This window comes from Polyangium jinanense (assembly GCF_028435265.1).
GTDB classification, from domain to species: Bacteria; Myxococcota_A; Polyangia; order Polyangiales; family Polyangiaceae; genus Polyangium; species Polyangium jinanense.
Genome location: NZ_JAGTJK010000058.1, coordinates 1 through 20,879 on the forward strand (window position 1 = coordinate 1; position 20,879 = coordinate 20,879).

The 20,879-nt window shown below is 67.6% G+C and carries 19 protein-coding genes; 10 read left to right on the plus strand and 9 right to left on the minus strand.

Translation table 11 applies throughout. The annotated features are described in order from the left end of the window. Positions 1-532: 532 nt before the first annotated feature. The 6 genes from KEG38_RS46885 to KEG38_RS46910 all read right to left on the minus strand — a co-directional run bounded on the left by KEG38_RS46885 (position 533) and on the right by KEG38_RS46910 (position 7,370). Complete coding sequence (locus KEG38_RS46885) at positions 533-1,261, minus strand: response regulator (RefSeq protein WP_272427395.1); 729 nt, start codon at positions 1,259-1,261, stop codon at positions 533-535. A gap of 26 nt (positions 1,262-1,287) precedes the next feature. After that, positions 1,288-2,415 (minus strand): sensor histidine kinase, encoded by a 1,128-nt coding sequence (locus tag KEG38_RS46890; protein ID WP_272427397.1) that lies wholly within the window; start codon positions 2,413-2,415, stop codon positions 1,288-1,290. A 13-nt stretch (positions 2,416-2,428) separates the two neighbouring features. Next, positions 2,429-2,932 carry a Rab family GTPase gene (locus KEG38_RS46895; RefSeq protein ID WP_272427399.1) on the minus strand — a complete coding sequence of 168 codons (504 nt, stop codon included), beginning with the start codon at positions 2,930-2,932 and terminating at the stop codon, positions 2,429-2,431. Then, complete coding sequence (locus tag KEG38_RS46900) at positions 2,929-4,659, minus strand: OmpA family protein (RefSeq protein ID WP_272427401.1); 1,731 nt, start codon at positions 4,657-4,659, stop codon at positions 2,929-2,931. Before KEG38_RS46900 ends, KEG38_RS46895 begins: the two co-directional genes overlap by 4 nt. Next, positions 4,656-5,222 (minus strand): hypothetical protein, encoded by a 567-nt coding sequence (locus tag KEG38_RS46905; protein ID WP_272427403.1) that lies wholly within the window; start codon positions 5,220-5,222, stop codon positions 4,656-4,658. Before KEG38_RS46905 ends, KEG38_RS46900 begins: the two co-directional genes overlap by 4 nt. A 240-nt stretch (positions 5,223-5,462) precedes the next feature. Then, positions 5,463-7,370 carry a mucoidy inhibitor MuiA family protein gene (locus KEG38_RS46910; RefSeq protein ID WP_272427404.1) on the minus strand — a complete coding sequence of 636 codons (1,908 nt, stop codon included), beginning with the start codon at positions 7,368-7,370 and terminating at the stop codon, positions 5,463-5,465. Positions 7,371-7,454: 84 nt separating this feature from the next. Here KEG38_RS46910 and KEG38_RS46915 point away from each other — a divergent pair, with 84 nt between their 5' ends. Further along, complete coding sequence (locus KEG38_RS46915) at positions 7,455-7,982, plus strand: DinB family protein (RefSeq protein WP_272427406.1); 528 nt, start codon at positions 7,455-7,457, stop codon at positions 7,980-7,982. Here the strand turns inward: KEG38_RS46915 and KEG38_RS46920 are convergent. Then, positions 7,979-9,001 (minus strand): hypothetical protein, encoded by a 1,023-nt coding sequence (locus KEG38_RS46920; RefSeq protein WP_272427407.1) that lies wholly within the window; start codon positions 8,999-9,001, stop codon positions 7,979-7,981. The genes KEG38_RS46915 and KEG38_RS46920 overlap by 4 nt on opposite strands. A 307-nt stretch (positions 9,002-9,308) precedes the next feature. Here KEG38_RS46920 and KEG38_RS46925 point away from each other — a divergent pair, with 307 nt between their 5' ends. The 7 genes from KEG38_RS46925 to KEG38_RS46955 all read left to right on the plus strand — a co-directional run bounded on the left by KEG38_RS46925 (position 9,309) and on the right by KEG38_RS46955 (position 16,754). Further along, complete coding sequence (locus KEG38_RS46925) at positions 9,309-10,130, plus strand: class I SAM-dependent methyltransferase (RefSeq protein ID WP_272427408.1); 822 nt, start codon at positions 9,309-9,311, stop codon at positions 10,128-10,130. Positions 10,131-10,189: 59 nt separating this feature from the next. Beyond that, on the plus strand, positions 10,190-11,308 hold the full coding sequence (locus tag KEG38_RS46930; RefSeq protein ID WP_272427409.1) for a hypothetical protein: 1,119 nt from the start codon (positions 10,190-10,192) through the stop codon (positions 11,306-11,308). A gap of 108 nt (positions 11,309-11,416) precedes the next feature. Next, complete coding sequence (locus KEG38_RS46935; RefSeq protein ID WP_272427411.1) at positions 11,417-12,787, plus strand: C1 family peptidase; 1,371 nt, start codon at positions 11,417-11,419, stop codon at positions 12,785-12,787. Positions 12,788-12,889: 102 nt separating this feature from the next. After that, positions 12,890-13,510 (plus strand): TetR/AcrR family transcriptional regulator, encoded by a 621-nt coding sequence (locus tag KEG38_RS46940; RefSeq protein ID WP_272427412.1) that lies wholly within the window; start codon positions 12,890-12,892, stop codon positions 13,508-13,510. Next, entirely contained in the window at positions 13,507-14,931 is a 1,425-nt protein-coding gene (locus KEG38_RS46945) for an amidase (protein WP_272427415.1), read from the plus strand. Before KEG38_RS46940 ends, KEG38_RS46945 begins: the two co-directional genes overlap by 4 nt. 8 nt (positions 14,932-14,939) lie before the next feature. Next, positions 14,940-15,698 carry a 2OG-Fe dioxygenase family protein gene (locus tag KEG38_RS46950; RefSeq protein WP_272427416.1) on the plus strand — a complete coding sequence of 253 codons (759 nt, stop codon included), beginning with the start codon at positions 14,940-14,942 and terminating at the stop codon, positions 15,696-15,698. Positions 15,699-15,749: 51 nt separating this feature from the next. Continuing rightward, positions 15,750-16,754, plus strand: a complete 1,005-nt coding sequence (locus KEG38_RS46955) for an AraC family transcriptional regulator (protein WP_272427418.1) — start codon at positions 15,750-15,752, stop codon at positions 16,752-16,754. A 3-nt stretch (positions 16,755-16,757) separates the two neighbouring features. Here KEG38_RS46955 and KEG38_RS46960 read toward each other — a convergent pair whose 3' ends face one another. Next, entirely contained in the window at positions 16,758-17,576 is an 819-nt protein-coding gene (locus KEG38_RS46960) for a metal-dependent hydrolase (RefSeq protein WP_272427420.1), read from the minus strand. 176 nt (positions 17,577-17,752) lie between these two features. On the opposite strand from KEG38_RS46960, the gene KEG38_RS46965 reads away from it, so the two are divergent. Beyond that, positions 17,753-18,283, plus strand: a complete 531-nt coding sequence (locus KEG38_RS46965; protein ID WP_272427422.1) for an MXAN_0125 family MYXO-CTERM protein — start codon at positions 17,753-17,755, stop codon at positions 18,281-18,283. A 23-nt stretch (positions 18,284-18,306) separates the two neighbouring features. After that, positions 18,307-19,386: a BPSS1187 family protein gene (locus KEG38_RS46970; RefSeq protein WP_272427423.1), complete on the plus strand. Its 1,080-nt coding sequence runs from the start codon at positions 18,307-18,309 to the stop codon at positions 19,384-19,386. Here the strand turns inward: KEG38_RS46970 and KEG38_RS46975 are convergent. Beyond that, on the minus strand, positions 19,368-20,861 hold the full coding sequence (locus KEG38_RS46975) for a hypothetical protein (RefSeq protein ID WP_272427425.1): 1,494 nt from the start codon (positions 20,859-20,861) through the stop codon (positions 19,368-19,370). The genes KEG38_RS46970 and KEG38_RS46975 overlap by 19 nt on opposite strands. Positions 20,862-20,879 lie beyond the last annotated feature (18 nt).

Sequence of the window (20,879 nt, forward strand, 5' to 3'; positions counted from 1 at the left end):
GGCAAGTCCTCCGGAGGACCCCCCGGATCCGTCACCATCAGCCGCGGGCTCGAACGACTGGCACCCGCAGCAGAGATGCTACGGGTGCTCAGGGAGAATGGGCTCGCGAGATGAGACCAATGCTCAGAACCAGGGCAAGCCCTGGACCTCAGGGGGAAGAACTGCGCGATGCGCAGTTCTTCCCACAGGCCGGTGGCAAGACCAGGAAGGTGCGTTTCACGCCGTCGGCGTCATGGGTCGAGACGTCCGCGCTGCTGTCTTGGTGGGCAGGATCGTCGTTGGTCTTGACCTGGCCTGTTCGATGAACTGCGCATCGCGCAGTTCATCGACCCCGGGTCCAGCGCTTGCGCTGGTCCAGGTCCAGGGGCGGATAGCCCCGGTGGGGCCTGGGGCAAAGCCCCAGCGAAGCGCCTCCCAGATGAGACCAATGCTCAGGCGGATTACGAGGTTCGGCGCGGCCTGAAACACGCTTTCGCGCCGGTCTTCGTCGCGATCTCGTCGACGAAATGCGAGACCGAGTCGGACTCGTCCCTCACGCCGATTTGACGGACAAGGTCGAGAGTTGCTCCTCGATTTGCCCGATCAGCCACCCGATGAAATCCTCTTTTCGCATGACACGCGAGACGTGGAGCCCCGACCAGACCGGGGAGCGGACCGCGGAGGTGTCGCAGCTCTGCACGACGATGGGCAGATCGCGGGTGCGGGCGTCGTTCCGGATCGCGCGGACGAGCTCCACCCCGTTCATCACCGGCATGTGAATGTCTGTGATGACCAGCGCGACCGGGTGCGTCTCGAGCATGGAAAGCGCGTCGCGGCCATTCTCGGCCTCGAGCACCTGGAACTTCGGCGCCAGCACCGATCGATACACGCTACGCAAAAACGAATCGTCCTCGACGAGCAGGATGGCCCCGCCCGTGGCCCCGCCGAGGACGCGTTCCACCACCGCCCGGAGCTCTGCCGCCGTGACCGGCTTCTCCACGTACCCCGAGACGCCCTGGAGGATGGCCTCGGCCTCGCGCTTCACGACCGTGACGAAGATCGTCGGGATGCCGTGGCTCCGGAGGACGCGGTTGACGGCAAACCCATCCATTTCCGACATCAGGACGTCGAGGATGGCGACGTCCGGTTGCCACGTCGAGACGACCCTGACCGCGTCGCGACCGCTCGGGCTCGTGCGCACTTCGTGCCCGACGTCGGCGAGGGCGGCGGCCATCCAGAGCCTGGTTTCGTCGTCGTCGTCCACGATCAAAAGCTTCGCCATGGCCGGTCCTTCCCTCGGTCTGTCCTTCAGGCCGCCAGGGTCCCTGTCGAGGTGGGGGCCTTGCGGAGGCGGAACCAGAACCGAGCGCCTCCCTCGGGAAGCGTGGCGTACCCGATCGTGCCGCCCCAGCGCTCGACGGTGATGCGGCAGAAGTAAAGCCCGAGCCCCGTGCCCGCTTCGGGCCCGATCCCCCGGCCGAAGCGCTGGAACAGGCGCGTCGCGAGCGAAGGTGGCACGCCGGGTCCCTCGTCCTCGACGCTCACCTCGACGCACCTGTCCTCCTCGCGCGCGCGGACGCGCACGCAGCCCCCGACCGGGCTGTGGCGGACCGCGTTGTCGAGCAGGTTCGCGAGGACCCGCACGAGCCTGGGTTCGTCCGCGATGACGAGGCTCGGGAGCGGCGGCACCTCCCGCTCGATGCGCACGTTGCGGCCGCGCGCGGTGAGCTCGTGCTCGGCGACGACGCGGAAGATCCCGGCGCGCACATCGGAGACCGCGGTCTCCTCGTACGTGGTGTCGAGGTCGTCGTGCTCGGATGCGAACACGCTCAGAATCTCGCGGATCATCCCGCGCTGCCGGAGCGCCGCGTCGAGCGCGAGATCGATCAGGTCGCCGTCCTCGCCGGGCGGATTTCGCTCGTCGAGGGACGAGAGCACACCGAGGATCGTCTGGAGCGGGTTCGCGAGGTCGTGGACGATGCAATGCATGAGGATGTCCTTCTGCTCGATCTCGCGGGCGAGCGCGTCATGCGTGATGCGCAGCTCGCGGGCGCGCTGCAGGACCAGGCGCCGCTCGTGGAAGAGATCGTCGCAGCGGGTGATCACGAGCAGACGGCAAGGGCCCACGAGGAGCGCGGTCGCGGAGAGAGGCAGCTCCTCGCCATCGGTGGCGGTTTCGCACCAGAGGTCGGAGTCGAGCCGCGTCAGACCTCCGTTCGGCGCCTGCCAGACGGACTCCGCCTCGGGCAGGAAGACGGAAAGGAACGGGAACACGCTCTCCACGCGGATGGGCGTGTTCGCGTGGCGGACGCCCCGCAGCATGCGCGAATACCAATCGGGCGCGTTGCCACGTTGCAAGAACGTGCCGTCCGGCTGGCGTTCGAGGACGACCTTCCCGAGGAATGCGAGGATCGAGCTGGCAATCGAGGTCTTCATGCAGGCCTGCCCTTCAGCGCTGGAGCAGTGCGTGGCCGAGCGCGCGGAAAGCTTCTTCGACGCCCGCGCCGGTCTTCGCGCTGGTCTCGAAGACGGGCCCGTGCGCGGCGAGCTCACGCTCGTAGGCGTCGTCGAGCTCCCAGAAGGCGCGCAGATCGGCCTTGTTCAGAACGAGGACACGAGGCACGTCGCCCACGACCTCCGTGGCGGCGTGGTGGAGGGCCATCGCGGTCTCTACCGTGGCGCGGCGGGTCCCGTCGGCGACGAGCAGGTAGCCCGCGGCGCCGCGCAGGTACGAGAGGCGGACGCGCTGGAACTCGTCCTCGCCGCTGAGATCCCAGAGCACCAGGACAATCTCGTGATCGCCGTAGGTGAGGTGCTTCGTCTCGATCTTCGTGCCGATCGTGGTCAGGTACTGATCGGAAAAAATGCTCCGGACGAAGCGCATGACGAGGCTCGTCTTGCCGACGCCCGTCGCGCCGAGCAGGCACACCTTCCGCTTCTCCAGCGTGCTCATGACCCCTCGTTCATCGGCGAAAGGTGCACGTGGAAGGTGACCTTGCGCCCGGCCAGATCCGCGTGACCCACGCCTCGCACGGAGAGCCGATCCGTCGCGACGCCGCGCTCGTTGAGCTCGGCCGCCACGCTCGACGCGCGCTCCTCGCTGAGGCGCTGGTTCTTCTCGGGTGTGCCCGTCGCGTCGGCGTGCCCCACGATCTCGATCCGCGCGGTGAGGCCGCCCCGCGGGGCGGCGTCGAGGAGCGCCTGCACGGCGCGCGCCGCGGCGTCGAGGCGGGCGTGCTCGGCGCGTGGCGGCGTTGCCGAGCCGGGCGGGAACGAGATCTGGAGGCCCTCCAGCGTGGCCGCCGCGGCCCTCGCGGACGTGAGGGCCTCGGCCTCGAAGAGGCGCGTGTCGTCGAGCGCCGTGACGCCCGGCAGGCTCGTGGCGAGCAGACGCGCCCGGTCGATCCATGCGCGCTCGGCGACGCCCGCGGCCACGAGCGTCCCGCCTGCGAGGCGCAGCGAGACCCCGGACGGAGGCCGCAGCACCTGGACCGCGCGTCGCTCCGTGATCGGAGGATCCAGCGAGTAGATCGGCTTGAAGCGCAGCTCGACGTCGGACGCGCGCAAGCCGTGGGGCGCGAGCAGGGCGGCGGGGTTTTTCGCGAGCGGATCCCCGAGCCCTTCGACGAAGCGGCGTCCCCCGTCGCGCCCCGTCCGCGTGACCGTCACGCCGGGCTCCTCGCCGAGCGCCTCCACGTACGCGTCGAACCGCGCGTTTCGGTCGTGCACGACCTTCCACCCGATCCCGGCGCCGACCAGGGCGAGGACCGCGATCGCGGCGAGCGCGAGGGTGCCGCGGCGTCGGCTCTCCGGCTTCTGAACGCGCTCCTCCCGCATGCACCCGACGAGCGCGTCGCGGGTCGGCTCGAACGCGGCCGCGTCCCCTTTGAACTGCTCGAGCGGGGCCGCGTAGGTTCGGTGGATCTGCTCCAGCGTCTCGGCGAGCGACGCCGCCACGTCCTTCGTGGCGACGCCGCGGACGATGGCGACCAGCACGGCGCGCGGCCCGTGCTCGACGACGCCCGTGAGCCCACCGACGCAGAAGCGCGACAGATCCGCCTCTTTTTCCGCGTGAAACGCGTCCCGCGCGAAGTCGTCGATGGCCGCGAGCATCGCCGACACCTGATCGGGATCCTCCGCCGCCACGTTCTCCGCCGCGACGTGCTGCAACACGAGCCCGCTCTCGCGATGCACCAGAAACACGTGCTCCACCCGGTAGGCGAGGTTGTGGAGCATCACGACCTCGACGAACGGCCGGCCGGTGCGGGCCGCCTCGATGCGCCAGCGCAGGCTCTCCAGCGTCATCGTCTGCTGCACCATGTCGTCGAGCCGCTGGAGGAGCGCTTCGACCGCGGCGCGGGCGGCCTTCCGGACGGCGGGGCCGATCGACGGGAAGATGGCGTCGGCGAAGAGCTCCGGGTTTTTCCGGACCGTCTCGTGGATGCTCGACAGCATGAGCGGCTGCATCGCGGACGAGAGCTCCTCGCCGCGCTTCTGGCTCACGACGGCGGCCTGGGGCAGCACCTCGCCGATGGCCTCGGCGAGGGCCTCGGGGGTCTCGAGCTTGTGTTCGAGGGACTTCAGCCGCTCCTGCTCGGGCTTCACGAGGAACGGACGCAGGTCGTCGAGGGTGTAGTCGTGTTCTCGCCGCCGCGCCCGCGCTCGCAGGCGGGCGCTCATGACTGCTCGGCGCGAGGCTCCGGGGTGCGTGCGGCCTCGACGACCCCGCTTGCGGGGCCGGCGGCCTCCGAGGGCTCGCCGGTGTACAGGGCGAGTTCACGCTGGAGCGTGGACATGAGCTCGTCCCTGAGGGAGCGTGATTGCTCGACGAACCCCTTGGCCTCGTCGAGGATTTGCTGCCGGAAATCACGCTGCGCCCGGATCAGCCCGTCCTCGAGCTTCTTGATACGCTGGTCGAGCTCGGCGACGGCGTCCCGCGCCTCGCGCGCGACGTTGTTCAGGGCGGCCATCTGGGCGGTGTGGTCGGCTTCCCGCTGCGCGCTCTGCGCGTCCGTTTCGCGCTTCACGTGGGCTTCGAGCACGTCGATCATGCGCCTCGTATCGGCGCGCAGCTCTTCGCCCTGCGACGCGACCAGGCCCTCGATGCGGGCGATCTTTCGCTCAAAATCGCGAACGTAGGCGCCGAACAGGATCTCGCGCACCTGATCGAGGCTGTTCGCCGGCGACGGCGCGGCGTGCGTGGTCCCCCTGCTTTCGAGCTCTGCTCGTGCACTCGGGTTCATGGCTCCCCTCGTCGTGGACGGCCTCTCGCGTGGATTTTGCCGCGAGCGTTCCGGGCCGCCTTGTCGTCCAGATGCGCTGGAATCCATAGGAAAATGACTCCCTTGGCCGCAGCGGATCCATAAAGCGGTGGACGCGCATCGCCACCCCGCGGCGCCGTGCGCACCCAGCCGCTCACCGATCGGCTCGGCCGGCGATCGCCCCTCGAACGATCCCTCCGGCCGCCCGTGGCTTTCGATTGCTCAGAACTGCTGCTCGATCTCGATCAGCCGCTCCTCGAAATCCATCTTCTTACGAGGGGCGGTGGGGCTCGGCGCGGGCGGTGATTGCATCTGCTTGCGCCGCACGTCGAACACGAGCGACGGCGGGTATTCGACCTGGTACGACACGCGGAACTCGCGCTCCTCGCGCGGCGCGAGCGTCACCTTGAAGCGGACGATCCCCTTCGCGTCCGGCTTCTCGTTCGGGGTGATCTTGACGTTGCTCACGCGAATCTCGGTGTTCTCCGAGACGGGGATACGCTCGGCGAGGACCACCGTGACGGGGCGATCCGAGAGGTTTTTCGCTTTGCTCACGAACGAGAGCTGCATGCGGTTTCGCGCGTTGCGCTGGAGCGAGCTCTGGTGTTTGTCGAGCTCCCGCGTCAGCTTGACCTGATCGGCGACGCTGAAGAAAACGGAAAAGTCCTCGTCTTTCGCGACGAACTCGATGTCGGTCATGCCGAGGAACGCGCCGTCCTGGTACCGCGCGACGCTGCCGGGCAGGAGCGGCTGGCTCGTCTTGTTGGCCATCTCCAGGGTGATGGCGGCATTGAGGGATTCCTCCGGGGCGGCGATGATGTGGCGCTGGGCCTTGATGCGGCTCGAGCCGATGCGCAGCCGGATCGAACGACCGTCCGAGCGGACGATCGCCGGATCCTTCGCGGTGAAATGCGCCGTCGTGCCGCGCGTCTGCAGGCCCTGGAAAATTTGCACCGTCTTGCTTTGCACGCGCTCGAGCAGCGCCAGGTTTGACGAATAGGATTGCTCGAACTGCTCGACCTCGGAGATGCGCTGCGACGTTGCCTGGTTCATCCGGTTCCAGTGGCGGTTCTGCTCCTCGAATTTCTTTTGCGCGGCGCTGAACGACGTCACCTGCCGCGTCACGCTCCGGGTTACCTCCTGGGTCTTGCCGAGCGCCAGCATTTCGAGCTCGGGGATGCGCTCGCTGTCGGAGGAAGATTGCGTGGAGAACGAGAGCTCCGCGTGGCTCCAATCTTCGCCCGTCGTCTGCGTGACCACGGCGAACGACGTGAGCTCCACCCAGTCGGGATCGGCTGCGCTCGCGCGCACCTCGTGCATCGGCTCCCACGTGGCGCCGGGCGTGGCGTACGTCAGCGTCAACGTCGCATTGCCGGCGGCGCTGCCTTGCACCGTCACGAGCACGGTCGTCTCTTCCAGCTTGGTCAGGCGGCGGAGCTCTTCGAGGTTCTTGGCGCTCGCCTCCACGTCGGGGGCGAGCTGCTCGCGTGCAGCCTGCACCTCGCGCCGCGACGCGCTCGTCTTGCGCAGCGCCCCGGAGACGAAATCGATCACCTGCCCGTACGTATCGACCTTGATGTCGCGGGTGACGGCGTCCCCTTCGAGCTTCTGCACGGAAAACACCTTGATCGATTCGACGTGCTCCTGCTGCGCGTCCAGGATCGCGAGCTCGTCGTCGAGCGCTTGCAGCTTCCGGAGCAGCGCCTTGTGTTTTTCCTCGACCTTGCGAAACCCTTCATCCGTGGATCGCGCCAGAAAGCGCCGCTCGACGGCCACGTCCACGATCTTGCCGGTGCTCGTCGACGCACGCACGGAGCCTTCATCGACCCAGCCGGGCAGCTTCTTGAAACGGAAGACCGTGGGCTCGGCCGTGAGCGCTACCGTCGCCTCGCGGCTCACGAGCGCCCGATCCGAGTACACGGTCACCTTCGTGATACGCGACGCCACGCCTCGGTCGGCGGGGTCCTCGACCGTATCTGCGACGGTCGCCGCCAGGGCGAACACGGGCGGCGTGCTCTGCGGTGGAGCTTCCGCGCGTGGTGTCACGGGCGAGGGCGTGCTCGTGCAACCGAGGGCCGCGGAGAACAGGAGGGAGAGGGCAATCCACTTCGAAGGGAGGGGCGGCGTCATGGAGATCCCTACTGTACGAACGAGACGCGCCCAGGATCTATCCGAATGTGTGACGTGGCCAGCCGCACCGGGTAGCATGCCGCCATGTTGCTACCGACGCTGCGCTACCAGCTCGACGTGTCGTGGTCGCTTTTGGCCCTTCACCTCGACGGCTTGACCGACGAAATGTGCTTGTGGGAGCCCGCGCCCGGGGCGTGGACGGTCCGGCCGACGAGCGGACGCTGGGTCGCCGATCTCGTCTTGCCCGAGCCGGATCCTCCGCCCACGACCACCATCGGCTGGGTGACCTGGCACATCGGCTGGTGGTGGACGGGGGCGCATGCGCATACGTTCGGCGCGCGGCGCGGCGAGGCGCTCGACATGATCGAGCACGCGAAAACCGTGGACTGGCCGGGCAGCGCCGCGGGCGCCGCCGCGTGGCTGACCCGCTTGCGTGATCAATGGACGCAGGCGCTCGACGGTCTCACGGAGGCCGAACTGGACCAGCATATCGCGTGGTTCGACAAACCCTTGAGTCACGTGATTGCCTGGGCAAACATCGAGCTCATGAAGAACGCCGCCGAGATCGGCCAGTCACGGCTCTTGTACAGAGCGCGAAACGGCCGCGCCTAGTTGGCAAACCAATCGCTCGGCCGCTGCCGCTGGGTCACGACGATCCGCGCTTTCGTCCACGTCCCCGCGGTGGGCGCGATGGTCCCCGAACATTCGATGGGCCGGCTCGACGAATGATCGTACTCGTCCGTGAGGTAAAGCCAAGCGGAGAACCCGTCTCCGCCCTTTCGCTCGACGTCGTGCGCCCCGTAGCCCTTGAGACCGACATCGACCGTCTTCGCGCGGCTCCCGCGGGAGCAGGCAACACTGCCGCTGACCTTGAAATCCGAGCCGCTCGTGGTCCCCTCGTCGACGACGAGCCAGATGTTGTTGAATGCGTACCCCGTGCCGTCCCATTTGAACTGGACTTTGAAAGGTTTGTCCGGCTCGACGGCGACACTCGCGACTTCGGTATCGGGGACGTGCAGCCCGCGACCCTCCTCCTGATACAGGAGATACCCGCCGATGCTCGCCCCGATCAGGAACAGGGTGAAGCAGCCGGCGCCGAGGAAAAGGCCGACCCGGTTCACTTTCCCGGACGTGGCCGGCCGGACGCCTGGAAACGGGGCGCCCTGCGGGCCGGGCCACGGGGTGGCTTGCGGACCGGGGGGCGCTGCGCTGCATTCCGCGGCGGCCGCGGCGAGGAATGCCTCGGGGCTTATCGCGGGGAGATCGGCGCCCCGAATGCGCATGATCCCTCCGCCGGGCGCCTGCCGCCACTCGGCCCAGTAGGCCCGCTGCGCGCCGCCCTCGCCCTCGATTCCCCGCTCCGCCACAAAATAACGAGGCGGCTGGCCGCCCGCGCGCACGAGCGCGACGTAATGGCATTCGGTGGGCGCCTGCGGAGGCGGTAGGGGGATGAGGAGCGCCTCGACGCCGGGCGCGGGGTACATCGGCGTGATCACGAGCGCCGAACCGTCCGCGCGATCCTCGGGCCCGAGGCCCTCGCCGGCGGCGGCCCACGCTTGCTGCAGCATCGCGTTGCCCTGGTTCGCCGCGGCAGCCCACCACGCCGACGGGTCACGCAGCACGCCACTCATCAAGACTTGATGCGCAAAACGGTAATGTTGTTGTCTCACCGCGGACCTCCGCCGACCCGCCCGTCGGCGACCCTGAGGTCTCACGGGCCCGCCGTCGCGTCAATGGTTCCATCGAGCAAAGGGTCAGGGCAACGGCCCTCTGACGGGAATGTGCTCTTTTCACGAGACCGGCGACCTTTTTCCCGACATGGGGCATCCTCCTCGTGAGGAGGGACGCCGTGGGACCGGACGATTCTCCCGAGGATGCAACGAAGCTCGCTTCGCAGGCCCATGCGTGGCTGAGTCCCACCGCGATCACAGGACGAGCATGACGACCGATGAAAAGGTAACTCTGCGCGAGGAGAAAGAGACCCTTCTCCTCACGGTGTACGGCAAGGCGGAAGAGAGCCGCATGCCCGATTCCCTCCTGCGTGATCGTTTCGCCGCGGAGGCCATCCGCCGGGTCGACTACGATTTTTCGAAGCTGAAGGTCCGCCGCGACGACATGATTTCGCTGGCGATACGCGCGCACCTCCTGGATGGCTGGACCCGCGAATTCATCGCCCAGAACCCGGACGCCACCGTGCTGCACCTCGGATGCGGGCTCGACAGCCGGGTCTTCCGGGTCGACCCGCCCGCAACCGTCCGCTGGTTCGACGTCGACTATCCGGAGGTCATCGCGCTGCGCCGTCGTCTTTATCCCGAGCGTTCGGGCTATACCCTCCTCGGCACGTCGCTCACGGATCCGCAATGGCTCGACGCGGTGCCGTCGGATCGTCCGGCGATGATCGTCGCCGAGGGCGTCCTCCCTTATCTCCGCGAGGATGAAGTGCCCCGCCTCTTCGGTCGGCTCACGGCGCATTTGCCGGCGGGCGAATTCGGATTCGACTGCTACAGCCGCCTCGGCGTGCGGCTCCTCCGGCGGCACCAATCGATCAAAGCAACCGGCGCCTCCGTGCACTGGGGCCTCGATGATCCCCACGAGCTCGAAGCGCAGGTCCCGAAACTCGTGTTCCTGACGGAGGTCACGAGCCACGATCCCGCGCAGCTCGCCAGGATGTCGAGGGCGGCGCGCCTGATCTCCCGCGTCTTCATGGCGGTTCCGGTTCTCAAGAAGGTCGGACGGATGGTGCGATATCGGTTTGGATAGACAATCCGTGCCTTACAGCCGCCTCACCGCCCCGGAATTCGAACCACGTCACGGCGTCGATGTTCTCCCCGAAGCTCGTGCGATCGGGCCTCGATGCGAAGACCGTGGTGCTCGCTTTCACGGGCGTGCCGGTAGCGGGGCCCGCGGGCACTTTGAACGACATTCACCTTCGCTTTCTTTTGGATCCGTGGAGCACGTGGCCGCCGGCAGAGGGGACGAATGTCGGCCTGGCCGACGTGCAAGGGCCCTTCGCGATATCCGAGGGGGCAGGCATCCAGGTCGCCGTGCTCCGCGGCACGAGCGTAGGGCCCGTGCCGTATCAGATCATCCCCGAATTCGGCATGGGGGTCCCGTTCTTCCCGTCCTCCGCGCTTCCGTCCGACGCGACCCAGGCAGCCCTCCTGCGAATGCATCCCGGGGGGCACATCATCGGATATGGGCGTCCCCACGCCGGAGACACGATCGAGCTCCTCGTCGGACTCGGCCATCACGACGGGCCGAAGCCCACCGTGGAGGGATTCACGCCCATCGGCTGCACGAAAACCTCCGTGCTGATGGACGCCGTCCATACGGAGAAAGGGACGCTCGTCGGCTTTGCGAGCAATGACGAGCCGGCGAATGCCAAGGGCTGCACGGGCTCGCTCGGCGACGCCACACGGGTCGTCGTCGCCCGCGTCACCGATGGGAATCCGGTCGGCACCGAGCTCGCCGCGACGACGCCCGACAATCCGGCATCGATCATGGGGCTCGCCATGGCAGGCCGCAGTGAAGGCGCGTGGATGACCGTGGGCCACTCGGGGTGGATCGAGGCGACGGCCACGATTCAAGCGCACTTGCTCGACGCGGCAGGGACCTCCGTGGCAGCGCCGTTCAACTTGGCGGGAGCGAGTGATCTCAATCCGGATTCCGTCGGCGCCAGCAGCATGGCCGGCGATCTCGTCGCCGCGTGGTCCTACGGTGCGCTGTCCCCCGACCGTATCGAGGTGAAGCGCGTCAACGCCGCGGGCGCGGTCGTGGCCACGGCGATGATCGAAGCAAACCTCGGCACTTCCCAACCGATCGCTGTCCTTGGATCCCCCACGGGCGACGCCGTGCTCCTCGCATATTCGGCGATCTCGCCGGAGGACCCGACGGCGCGTATTCACCTCCAGCGGCTCGGTTGCGCCCCTCTGCCCTGAGCTCGTCCACGGGCGGACGCATTTTTTGGTATCCTCCTCCTCGGTGGCCGTTGTAGAGAAGCTCCAATGGTCGCGGGGGTGACTCCCGCGGAGCGAGGGACAGCCGCAATGAACACGTTCAATTTCACGCAAGCCGATGGCTCGTCACGGGCCGTCGTCGGATATCGGTATGCGCCGCCCAAGGCCGCGGCGAAGCGTTACGTCGCCGGCCGCGGCAATGTCTCGCGGCTGCCTCCCAAGGTCGACCTCCGGCCGTTCATGTCGCCGATTGAGGATCAGAAGGCCACGAACAGCTGCGCCGCCAACGCGACGGCGGGCGCCTACGAGTACCTCGTCAAGCGCCACCTGGGCGAAGACGCCTACGACGTGAGCCGCCTCTTCATCTATTACAACGGCCGCGCCGTCGACGATCCCGAGAACATCCAGGACGAAGGCAGCGTCCTGCAATCCGTCATCGCGAGCCTCAAGGAGCACGGCGCGTGCTCGGAGGAGACCTGGGCCTTCGATCCCGAGGCCGTCAACGAGCAGCCTTCGGACGAGGCGTACCAGGAAGCCGCGCAGTTCCGCATCGAAGACACCGAGCTCGTCCCGACGAACCTCGAGGCCTGGAAGATGGCGCTCGCGGAGGGCCACCCGATCATTTTCGGCGTCAAGCTCTTCTCCTCGTTCGACAAGCACAAGAAGGCGGGCCTCGTCCCCGTCCCGACCTCGCGGGAGACCGGGCGCGAGAGCCACGGCGGGCACGCGATGCTCTGCGTCGGTTATTCGGACCCGGACCAGGTCTTCATCGTCCGTAATTCCTGGGGACCCGAATGGGGCGACAAGGGATATTGCTACATCCCTTATCGGTACCTCATGAACGAGGAATACAACTTCGGCGACTCATGGATCATCAAGCGTATCGACGTCTTGCCGCCCGACGAGGAGACCTGGTCCGACGACGAGGAGTCCGTGCTGGAGGACGTATCGAGCGTCCTTGCCCAGCTCGACGAGGACGAATATGCGGGCCTCCTCGAGAGCATGGGCGACGTTCCGCTCGACGTGCGGCTCGCGCTCCTGTTCTTGCGTGCTGCCGGCGCGGACGGGGACATCGCGGACGACGAGCTGCGAGCCACGGCCGAGCACATCACGCCCGTGCTGGAGCAGCTCGGCTCGCGGCAAAGCGCGGAGAAGGTGCTGCGTAATGCGCTGCGCCGCCTCGATGACGAGCAGCTCGTGGAGGAGACCATCGAGGTCCTCGGCGAGGTCTTCTCCCAGGAGGTGCTCGCCTCGATCGCGTCCCAGCTCCAGGAGATCGTCGGCTCCGATGACGACGTCTCCGAAGAGGAGCAGGCCTTCGTCGACGCCGTCGTCGAGCGCTGGCAGATCGAGCCCGCGGAGGACGAGGGCGACGAGGAAGAGGGCGACGAGGACGAGGGCGACGAGGACGAGGGCGACGAGGAAGAGGGCGACGAGGACGAGGAAGAAGAAGACGAGTAGCCCCCCGAGATCACGCTCGGCGAAAAGTGAACGCATCGTTCACTTTTCGCCCCTTGACGTCCTCCTAAAGTGAACGTACGGTTCACTTTAGAGAGCGACGACGTGGCACGACAGCTCAACGAACAGGTGCGCGAACGGGTGTTTCGCGCGGCGGCGGAGGTGTTTGCCGAGGCCGGGTACCAGGGCGCGACGATGGCGGCCATCGCCGCCCGCGCCGGGGTCTCGACCGGCAACATCTACCGGTATTTCGAGCATAAGGACGCGCTGTTTTACGCGGTGCTGCCGGACGAGTTCGCGGCGCAGTTCCTCCGGCTCACCCGCAGGCGCGTGCAGGCGCTCGTGCGCGCGCCCGTGCCGACCGAGCTCGACGCGGGCGCGGAGGAGCGCGGCGAGGAGCTCCTCCGTTTCTGGATCGAGCATCGATTGAAGGTGATCACGCTGCTCGACCGGGCCCAGGGCTCACGGCACGAGGGATTCGCCGAGGCATTCGTGCGGGAGCTCATGCGCCCCTCGCTCGCCAAGCTGCGCGTCGATGCGCCGCAGAGGCGGGTGAGCCCCATCGCGCGTTTCGTCCTCCAAAATATCTTCCGCAACACGGTCCGCACGATCGTGTCGATCCTCGAAGCCCACGCGGACGAGGCGCAGATCCGCAAGGCGTTTCAAGGGTTCTGGAGTTATCAGCTCGCCGGTTTGTCCGGCTTTGCCAAATGGGTGCAGTCATGAGCCAAGATCTCTGGGAGCTCGACGCGGTCGGGCAGGCGGCCCTCGTGAAATCGGGCGAGGTGAGCGCGCTCGATCTCGTGGACGCGGCCATCGCGCGTATCGAAACACTCGAACCCGTGGTCCATGCGCTCGCGAGCGTGGACTTCGACGCGGCCCGGGAAAAAGCCAGAGCTCGGCCATCGGGGCCGCTCGGCGGCGTGCCATTCCTCATCAAGGACGTCCTCGCGTATCCCGGGCACAAGCTCACGATGGGCTCGCGCCTTTTCCGCGATTACATCGCGCCTGCGGGGTCGCCTTATACCGAACAGCTCGACGCCGCGGGGCTCGTCACGCTCGGAAAAACGACGACGAGCGAGTTCGGCCTCCTCGGCAGCACGGAGACGCTTCTCGCCGGGATCACGCGCAATCCGTGGGATCTCACGAAATCGGCCCTGGGCTCGTCCGGCGGCGCCGCGGCCGCGGTCGCGAGCGGGATGGTGCCGGTGGCGCACGCGAGTGACGGCGGAGGATCGATCCGGATCCCGGCGTCCGCCTGCGGCCTCTTCGGCTTCAAGCCGGGGCACAAGCGCTGCGTGCCCACAGGGTATGTCGACACGTTCGAGCTCGTCATCGATCATTGCGTGAGCCGGAGCGTGCGCGACAGCGCGTTCTTGTTGTCGCTGACGGAGGACCCGAGCGCGCATCCGCGGGTCGGATACGTGGATCGACCGCTCGATCGAAAGCTGCGTATCGGCGTGTATTCGACGACGCTCCTCGGCCGGGCGCCCGATCCCGAGGTGATGCGTGCTCTCTCGCAGACGATGCGTCTCTGCGCCGACCTTGGGCACGAGGTGGTGGAAGCGCCGCCGCCGCCCGTCGACGGCGTGCTGCTCTCCGAGGCGTTCTTCGATTCGGCCGGTGCCGCAATGCACGAGGTCGTCCGCACCATGGAGAGCATGCTCGGCAGGCCCGTCGGCGAGGACGACCTCGAGCCCTTCACCCTCGCGCTGATCCACCATTCTCGCAGTTTGCCCGAGGGCGCAGAGGCGCGCGCGAAGGCCACGGTTGCCCACGCGTCCGCGCGAATGCTCTCCTACATGGAGAGCTACGACGTCCTCCTGTGCCCGACCCTCCCCGTTGCGCCGTACGACCTCGGCACGCTCGCGCCGCACCTCGATCGTGAGCTCCTCATTCGCCGCACGGAGGTGCTCGCGGGGTACACGCCCATCTATAGCATGGCGGGTGTCCCGGCCATGTCCGTGCCGCTCGGCTCCTCGGAATCGGGCCTGCCGCTCGGCAGCCATTTCGCCGCGCCGCTCGGACAGGAGGCGACCCTGCTCGGCCTCGCTTATCAGCTCGAAGCGGCCGCCCCGTGGCGGCATCGCTGGCCCGCGGTGACGCGCGCGACGCGGGAGCGCGCCTCCGCGTCCGTGCTAGGGTAGGCGCCATCATGTCGACTGCCGCGTTCGAACCGCCGATCACCGCACCCTCCGACCTCGTGGAGACGGTGCGAAGGCAGGGGTTCGCCGTCGCGAGTTCGTCCTGGGCCCAGGGCCTCCCCGGCGCGCTCCACCCGGATTGGGCGGCGATCGCCGCGGAATGGGACGACATGCCGCGCGACCCGTACCTCAAGGACGGCGGGCACTACCGGCGGCGCCGGCACGCCTCGTTCATCGTCGACGAGGCGTCCTGCCGTCTCGTCCCCCACCGCGCGCACTTTCAGCCGCTGCAATACAATGCGCTCCACGGCGGCATGGAGCGCTGGTTCGAGCCGATGCGGCAAACTCTGATCGGGCAGCCGTTCTGGTCCGACTTGCTCACGGCCCTCGCGCGGGTCTGCTCCGAGATCAAGAGTTCCTTGCCCTGGTACGTCGAAGCACACCAGTTCCGGATCGACACGAGCGAGGGAATCGGGCGGCCCACGCCCGAGGGCGCGCATCGTGACGGCGTCGACTTCGTCGCGCTCTTCCTGATCGGGCGCCACGGGATTCGCGGCGGTGAGACCCGCGTCTTCGATGCGCGCGGCCCGCAGGGGATCCGCTTCACGCTCACCGAGCCCTGGTCCTTCCTCTTGCTCGACGACGAACGCGTGATCCACGAGTCCACGCCGATCCAGCCTCTCCTCGGCGGAGAATCGGGGGCGCTGCCTCACGGGCATCGCGACACGTTGGTCCTCACGTACCGCAGAAATGGGTTTCAGGACCGGTGAACCCGCGCGCGCCTCTTGACAGGGGCGGCCCTGTTCGATTCTCTTGCGTGCATGGGCGCGGGTAACGCGAGCGGAGATCTGCCGGCGGCGTATGCGCTGCACCTGGTCGATCTCGCGGCGCGGTGGGGCGTCGCGCCCGACGAGCTGCTCTCCGGGCTTGGGCTCACGCGTGATTCCCTGACGAACCCGGCGGCTCGGATATCCCTGGAGACCACGGGCACGCTCGTGAAACGGGCGACGGCGCTCACCGGAGAGCCGGGGCTCGCCGTTTTCATGGGCCTACAGATGCGCCTCTCGTCGCACGGATATCTCGGCTTCGCCGCCATGACGGCCGGGACGATCCGCCAGGCGATCGAGCTTGCCATTCGTTTCGTCCCCACGCGCACCACGGCGCTCGGCTTCCATCTGCACGTCGAGGGCGAAACGGCGTCCCTCGTCTTCGAGGAGCGCGCGCCGCTCGGCGAGGCGCGGGAGTTCATTCTCATCGCGCTCATGATGGGCATTGCCCGGATCGGCCGGGACATCACGAAGCAGGAGCTCGGCGGGGACGCGTACTTCGCGTTCGCCGAGCCCCCTTATTTCCAGCGGTTTTCCCACCTCGCGCCGGGGCGGATTCATTTTGGTCAGCCCTCGAACCGCATCGTCTTCGCCTCCTCGGTGCTCGATTTGCCCCTCGACATGGCCGATCCGGTGGCGATGCAGCTCGCGCGCGAGCAATGCGAGCGGGAAATGCAGGCCCTCGGGCGGGATGATCGGACGGCGGCGAAGGTCCGTGAGCTCTTGCCGCTGCCGGAGGGATATCGCTCCCTCGAGGAGATCGCGCAGCACCTCGGCGTCTCGCCGCGCACGCTGAAGCGACGCCTCGCCGATGCGAATACCTCTTATTCCGAGATCCTCGACGAGCTCCGGCAGGAGCGCGCCATGCTCCTCCTCCGGGACGAGAGCCTCTCGCGCGAGCAAATCGCCGAGCGGCTCGGCTATTCCGACGCGGCGAATTTCGCGCGGGCCTTCCGGCGCTGGACCGGACGAACCCCCGGCATGCTCCGCAAACCGTGACGGTTACGGCGAGGTCGCGGCTCGATACGAGGCCTTCCAGCGATCGAGCTCCTCGCGGTTATCCATGTCCCAGGGATGGAAGCCGGGCCGGTAGTAATCGAGGTAGTGCAGAAACAGCTTGAACATGCCGCCCGGACGGAAGAAGAGGAAATCGACGAGCGATATCCATTCCCGGACCGAGAAGAGAATCCCGTTTTCGTGCATGAGCCGCGCCTGGTGCTCGATCACCTTCGCCCAGAAGATCAGGGTCGTCGGGATCATCAGGGCACAGCGCTCGAACGCGTTGCCGCCCGACGCGAGGTAGACGTCGAACGCGACGGCCTTGTGCTCGTTCTCCTCGGCGGCATGCCAGCGCCAGAGCGCGGCCATCTCCGGGTGCGCGCCTTCGAGCAGGCGCGGATCGCCGAGGATGAAATGCCCCATCAGCGCGGTGAAATGCTCGAGATTACACGTCACCGCGAGCCGCCAGCGCGGCGGCAAAAGCTTCGTCGCGCGGCGGAGGATGCGCTCGACTCGCTTCTCCATCGCGTCGATCGGATACCCCTCCTTGCGTAGCATCTCGTTGTATCGGTCGTGCTCGCGGCCGTGAATGCCCTCCTGGGCGACGAAGGCTTTGATCTCCGCGAGGAGCCGGGGATCTTGGACCCTGTCCCGATGGGCCTTGACGGCCGCAATGAAGAATCGCTCGCCTGCCGGGAAGAAGATGGAGAGGTTGTCGAAGAAGAGCGTGACGGCCCGCCGCTCTCCGTGCCAAAAACGCGGGATCCGCTCGTTGGTCTCGAACCGCAGATTCCGAACCTCGATCGTCGGGGAAACGGACATGGCTCACCTCGTGCCGGACATGCGGATCGTGACACGATGCGCCAAGCGTCGGCAGGTTCGCGCGTGCCAGATCCGTGTCATCTGGGGCCACGGCAGGAGGCCGGCGGCGGCTGGCTTGCGAGGCGGAGCGGTCCGCGAGGGTTTCGTGCTACGGTCGCCCGCACGGAGGTCTTGTCATGAGATTGCTTGCGTTCGCCATTCCTTTCGCCGTTGCCCTCGCCCTCGCCCCGCGCGCCGCGCACGCCGGCTGCCCCCAGGCCGCCGGTGATGGATGCGATGCCATCATCAAGATCGAAGCGCGCCTCGAAGGCGCGCCCGCGTGCGCCAGCCTCGATCAGATCGAGCCCGAGAACGGCTGCGTTTGTCACGGCACCGTCTCCTTCGTGAACAATTGCGCCTTCGAGATCGTGGCCCAGGATTTCTCGTTCGGCAGCGACAAGACCCTGGTCCTTGCCGGCGAGACGGCCTTCCTCGACGTCGAGGGGAGCCCCTCGGGCGACGCCGTGGGCGGACCGCCGGGCGTCCACCACGACGAGCTCAACCTCCAGGGCGACGGGCAGGCCTTCAAGCTGATCGTCGATTACACCGTCGAGCACCGCGTGCTCGAGACCGGGTGCAGCATGTCCGGCGCCGATCGGCCGGGCCTCGCCGGCGTGGGTCTGGGACTCGCCGCGCTTCTTTTCGCGCGCCGTCGCCGGGCTCGTTGAGGCTGCGGAGGAAGGACGGAACGATGCGAATCGGAATGCGCATCTTCATGAGCGCGCTCCTCCTCGTCGCTGCGCGGGCCACAGCCGGCTGCTCCGGCGGCGGGGAGGGCGGAACCGGAGCGGGCGGCGCCGGAGGAACAGGCGGCGCTGGTGGAATGGGCGGCGCGGGCGGCGCCGGAGGAATGGGCGGCACCGGAGGAACGGGCGGCGCTGGTGGAATGGGCGGCGCGGGCGGCGGTGATCCCGGGCCGAGCGTCGATACGACGAATCCGCAGCTTTACAAGGTCTCCTTCAAAGCGGACCAGGCGGATGCGGCCGCGACGCAGGCCCTCGGCACGCAGCTCGCGCACCTCGATACGCGGGTCACGTCGCGGGGGCAGCTCGTCGTGTATCTGCACGGCGCGGGCGCGCCTTCCACGTGTGGATCGAATGCCCACGGCGAGGTGCTCGCGGGCCTCGGCTTCCACGTGTTCGGCCCCTGTTACCTCAGCGATTACGGCGTGGGGAACTGCGGCGACGACATCGAGGGATGCCGCCTCGAAGCGTTCGACGGCACGGATCACCACCCGTTCGTCGACATCACCCCGCCGGACAGCCTCGAGACGCGTATCGTCAAAGGGCTCGCCTATCTCGCCGAGCAAAACCCCCAGGGCGACTGGACGTATTTCGTCGACGGCGACAAACCCCGCTGGGACAAGATCGTCATTTCGGGGATTTCTCACGGCGCGAGCACGTCCGCGGTCATCGGGAAACACCGGCTCGTCCACCGCGTGGTGAGCCTCTCCGGGCCGCTCGACAGCAACCAGGCCTGGCTGAAGGCGCCTTCGCTCACGCCCATCGATCGGTTTTACGCCCTCACCCACACGGCCGATTCACAGCACCCGGGGCACCTGACATCGTTCGAGGATCTCGGCCTCCCCGGCATGCCGACCTCCGTCGACGGCGCCATGCCGCCCTACGGGGACAGCCATCGCCTTCGTTCGTCGGCCGAGACGAGCGACGGTCACGTCTCCACGCAGGCCGGCGGCCCTTCGCCGAAGGACGCGGACGGGAACTACGTGTTCCTGCCGGTCTGGATCTACCTTTATACCGGATCGCTCTGAGCGCTTCTTCCACATCGACGCGCTTCGCCCGCCCGCGTCTCCAGTGCGAGGCAGCGGCGAAGCGCCTCGAGGAAGTATCGATCCCCGAAGGAGAGGGATTGCTGCGGCCATCCGTAGGAGGTGGATCCGCGTGCCAGGATGCCTCGATGGGGAGAATCCACCGCGAGATAGGCGAGCTTGCCGTCGGGGGCGCGGAAGGTGAGCAGGGAATGCAGGATGTTCTCGGCGGCGCCGAGATACCGCTCCCGCAGGTTGGGGTCGTCGACGAGCGTGCCGAGCTCGAGCAAACCCGACGCTGCAATCGCGGCAGCGGACGAGTCCCGGGCCGTGAACGCATGCGTGCCCGGCCGCCGGTCGCCGAGGACGCCATCGCCGTTCGCGTCGTTCCAGGGCCCCTCGGGCTCCCCGAGCGCTGCGTCGAAATCGCTGGGCGGCACGAAGTCGCCGGGAACGTGGTTATAGGGATCGCGCGTATCGTTCGGCAGGTGATCGATGAAATAGTCGGCGACGCGTGAGGCGGTTTCGAGGAACCGGACCGGCTCGACCGAGGCATCGTCCCTGGTGAAGCGGTAGACCGTGGTAAAACCATGAAGGGCCCATGCCTGGCCGCGCGACCAAGTGGATTCCGCAGCAAAACCTTGATCACTTATCTTCTTGTGGATCCGACCCGCCCCCGGCCCCGCGCCCTCCTCGTGCTGGACGATGTGGTAGGTGCTGCCGTCGGAGCGAACGTTCTCGGCCATCACCGTCATCGCGTGGGTCACCGCGTGCTTGTAGAGGAGGCGCAGGGGCCCGGACCCGGGACGATCGGCGAGGTCCCAGGCGAGCAAGGGGAGCTCGACGTTCATCATGCTGTCGATGTACACGGGATAAGGCGCGAGGTAATCGTTGGAGAGCGGAAAAGCTCGGTAGGCCCCCACCGGCGTGGAGCCCGCATTGAACAGCCGATCCAGCGAGAACGCGCTCCGCTCGATCGCGGTCCGCGCGCGTCCGCGCCAAACCCCGCCCGGATCGTCGCCCTCGTCCAGCACGGAGAGCGCCTTGCCAAACGTCGAGAGAAAACGAAAACCGAGATCGTGGTCGCTCGCCGTATTCTCCAGCGTCGCCATGTGCGAGGTCCATGCGAGCGCGGCTTGTCGCATCCGCGGATCACGCCCGTGGCGATAGAGCTCCCACACCACACCCGGGAAAAAGCCGCTGCGCCAGTCCTCGACGGGCTTCTGCACCCAGCTCCCGAGGTTGGGCGGCGAAGGCTTGGTCACGACCGGGTAAAGCGAGGCGAAATGGTCGGGATCCGCGCCCGCGAGCTCGTCGATCGTGGCGCGCGTCCGTTCTTGAGCGAAGACCAGCGCGTCGTCGATCCGTGGGCGAAGCGGAGATGCGGCGGATTCGCTCGGCGGCTCCTCGGGCGCACACGTCGGGAGCGTGAGGCAGAGCGCGGCGATGACGGGGAAATTCCGACGAAGCCGGTTCACGGGCGCGTGCATGCCCTA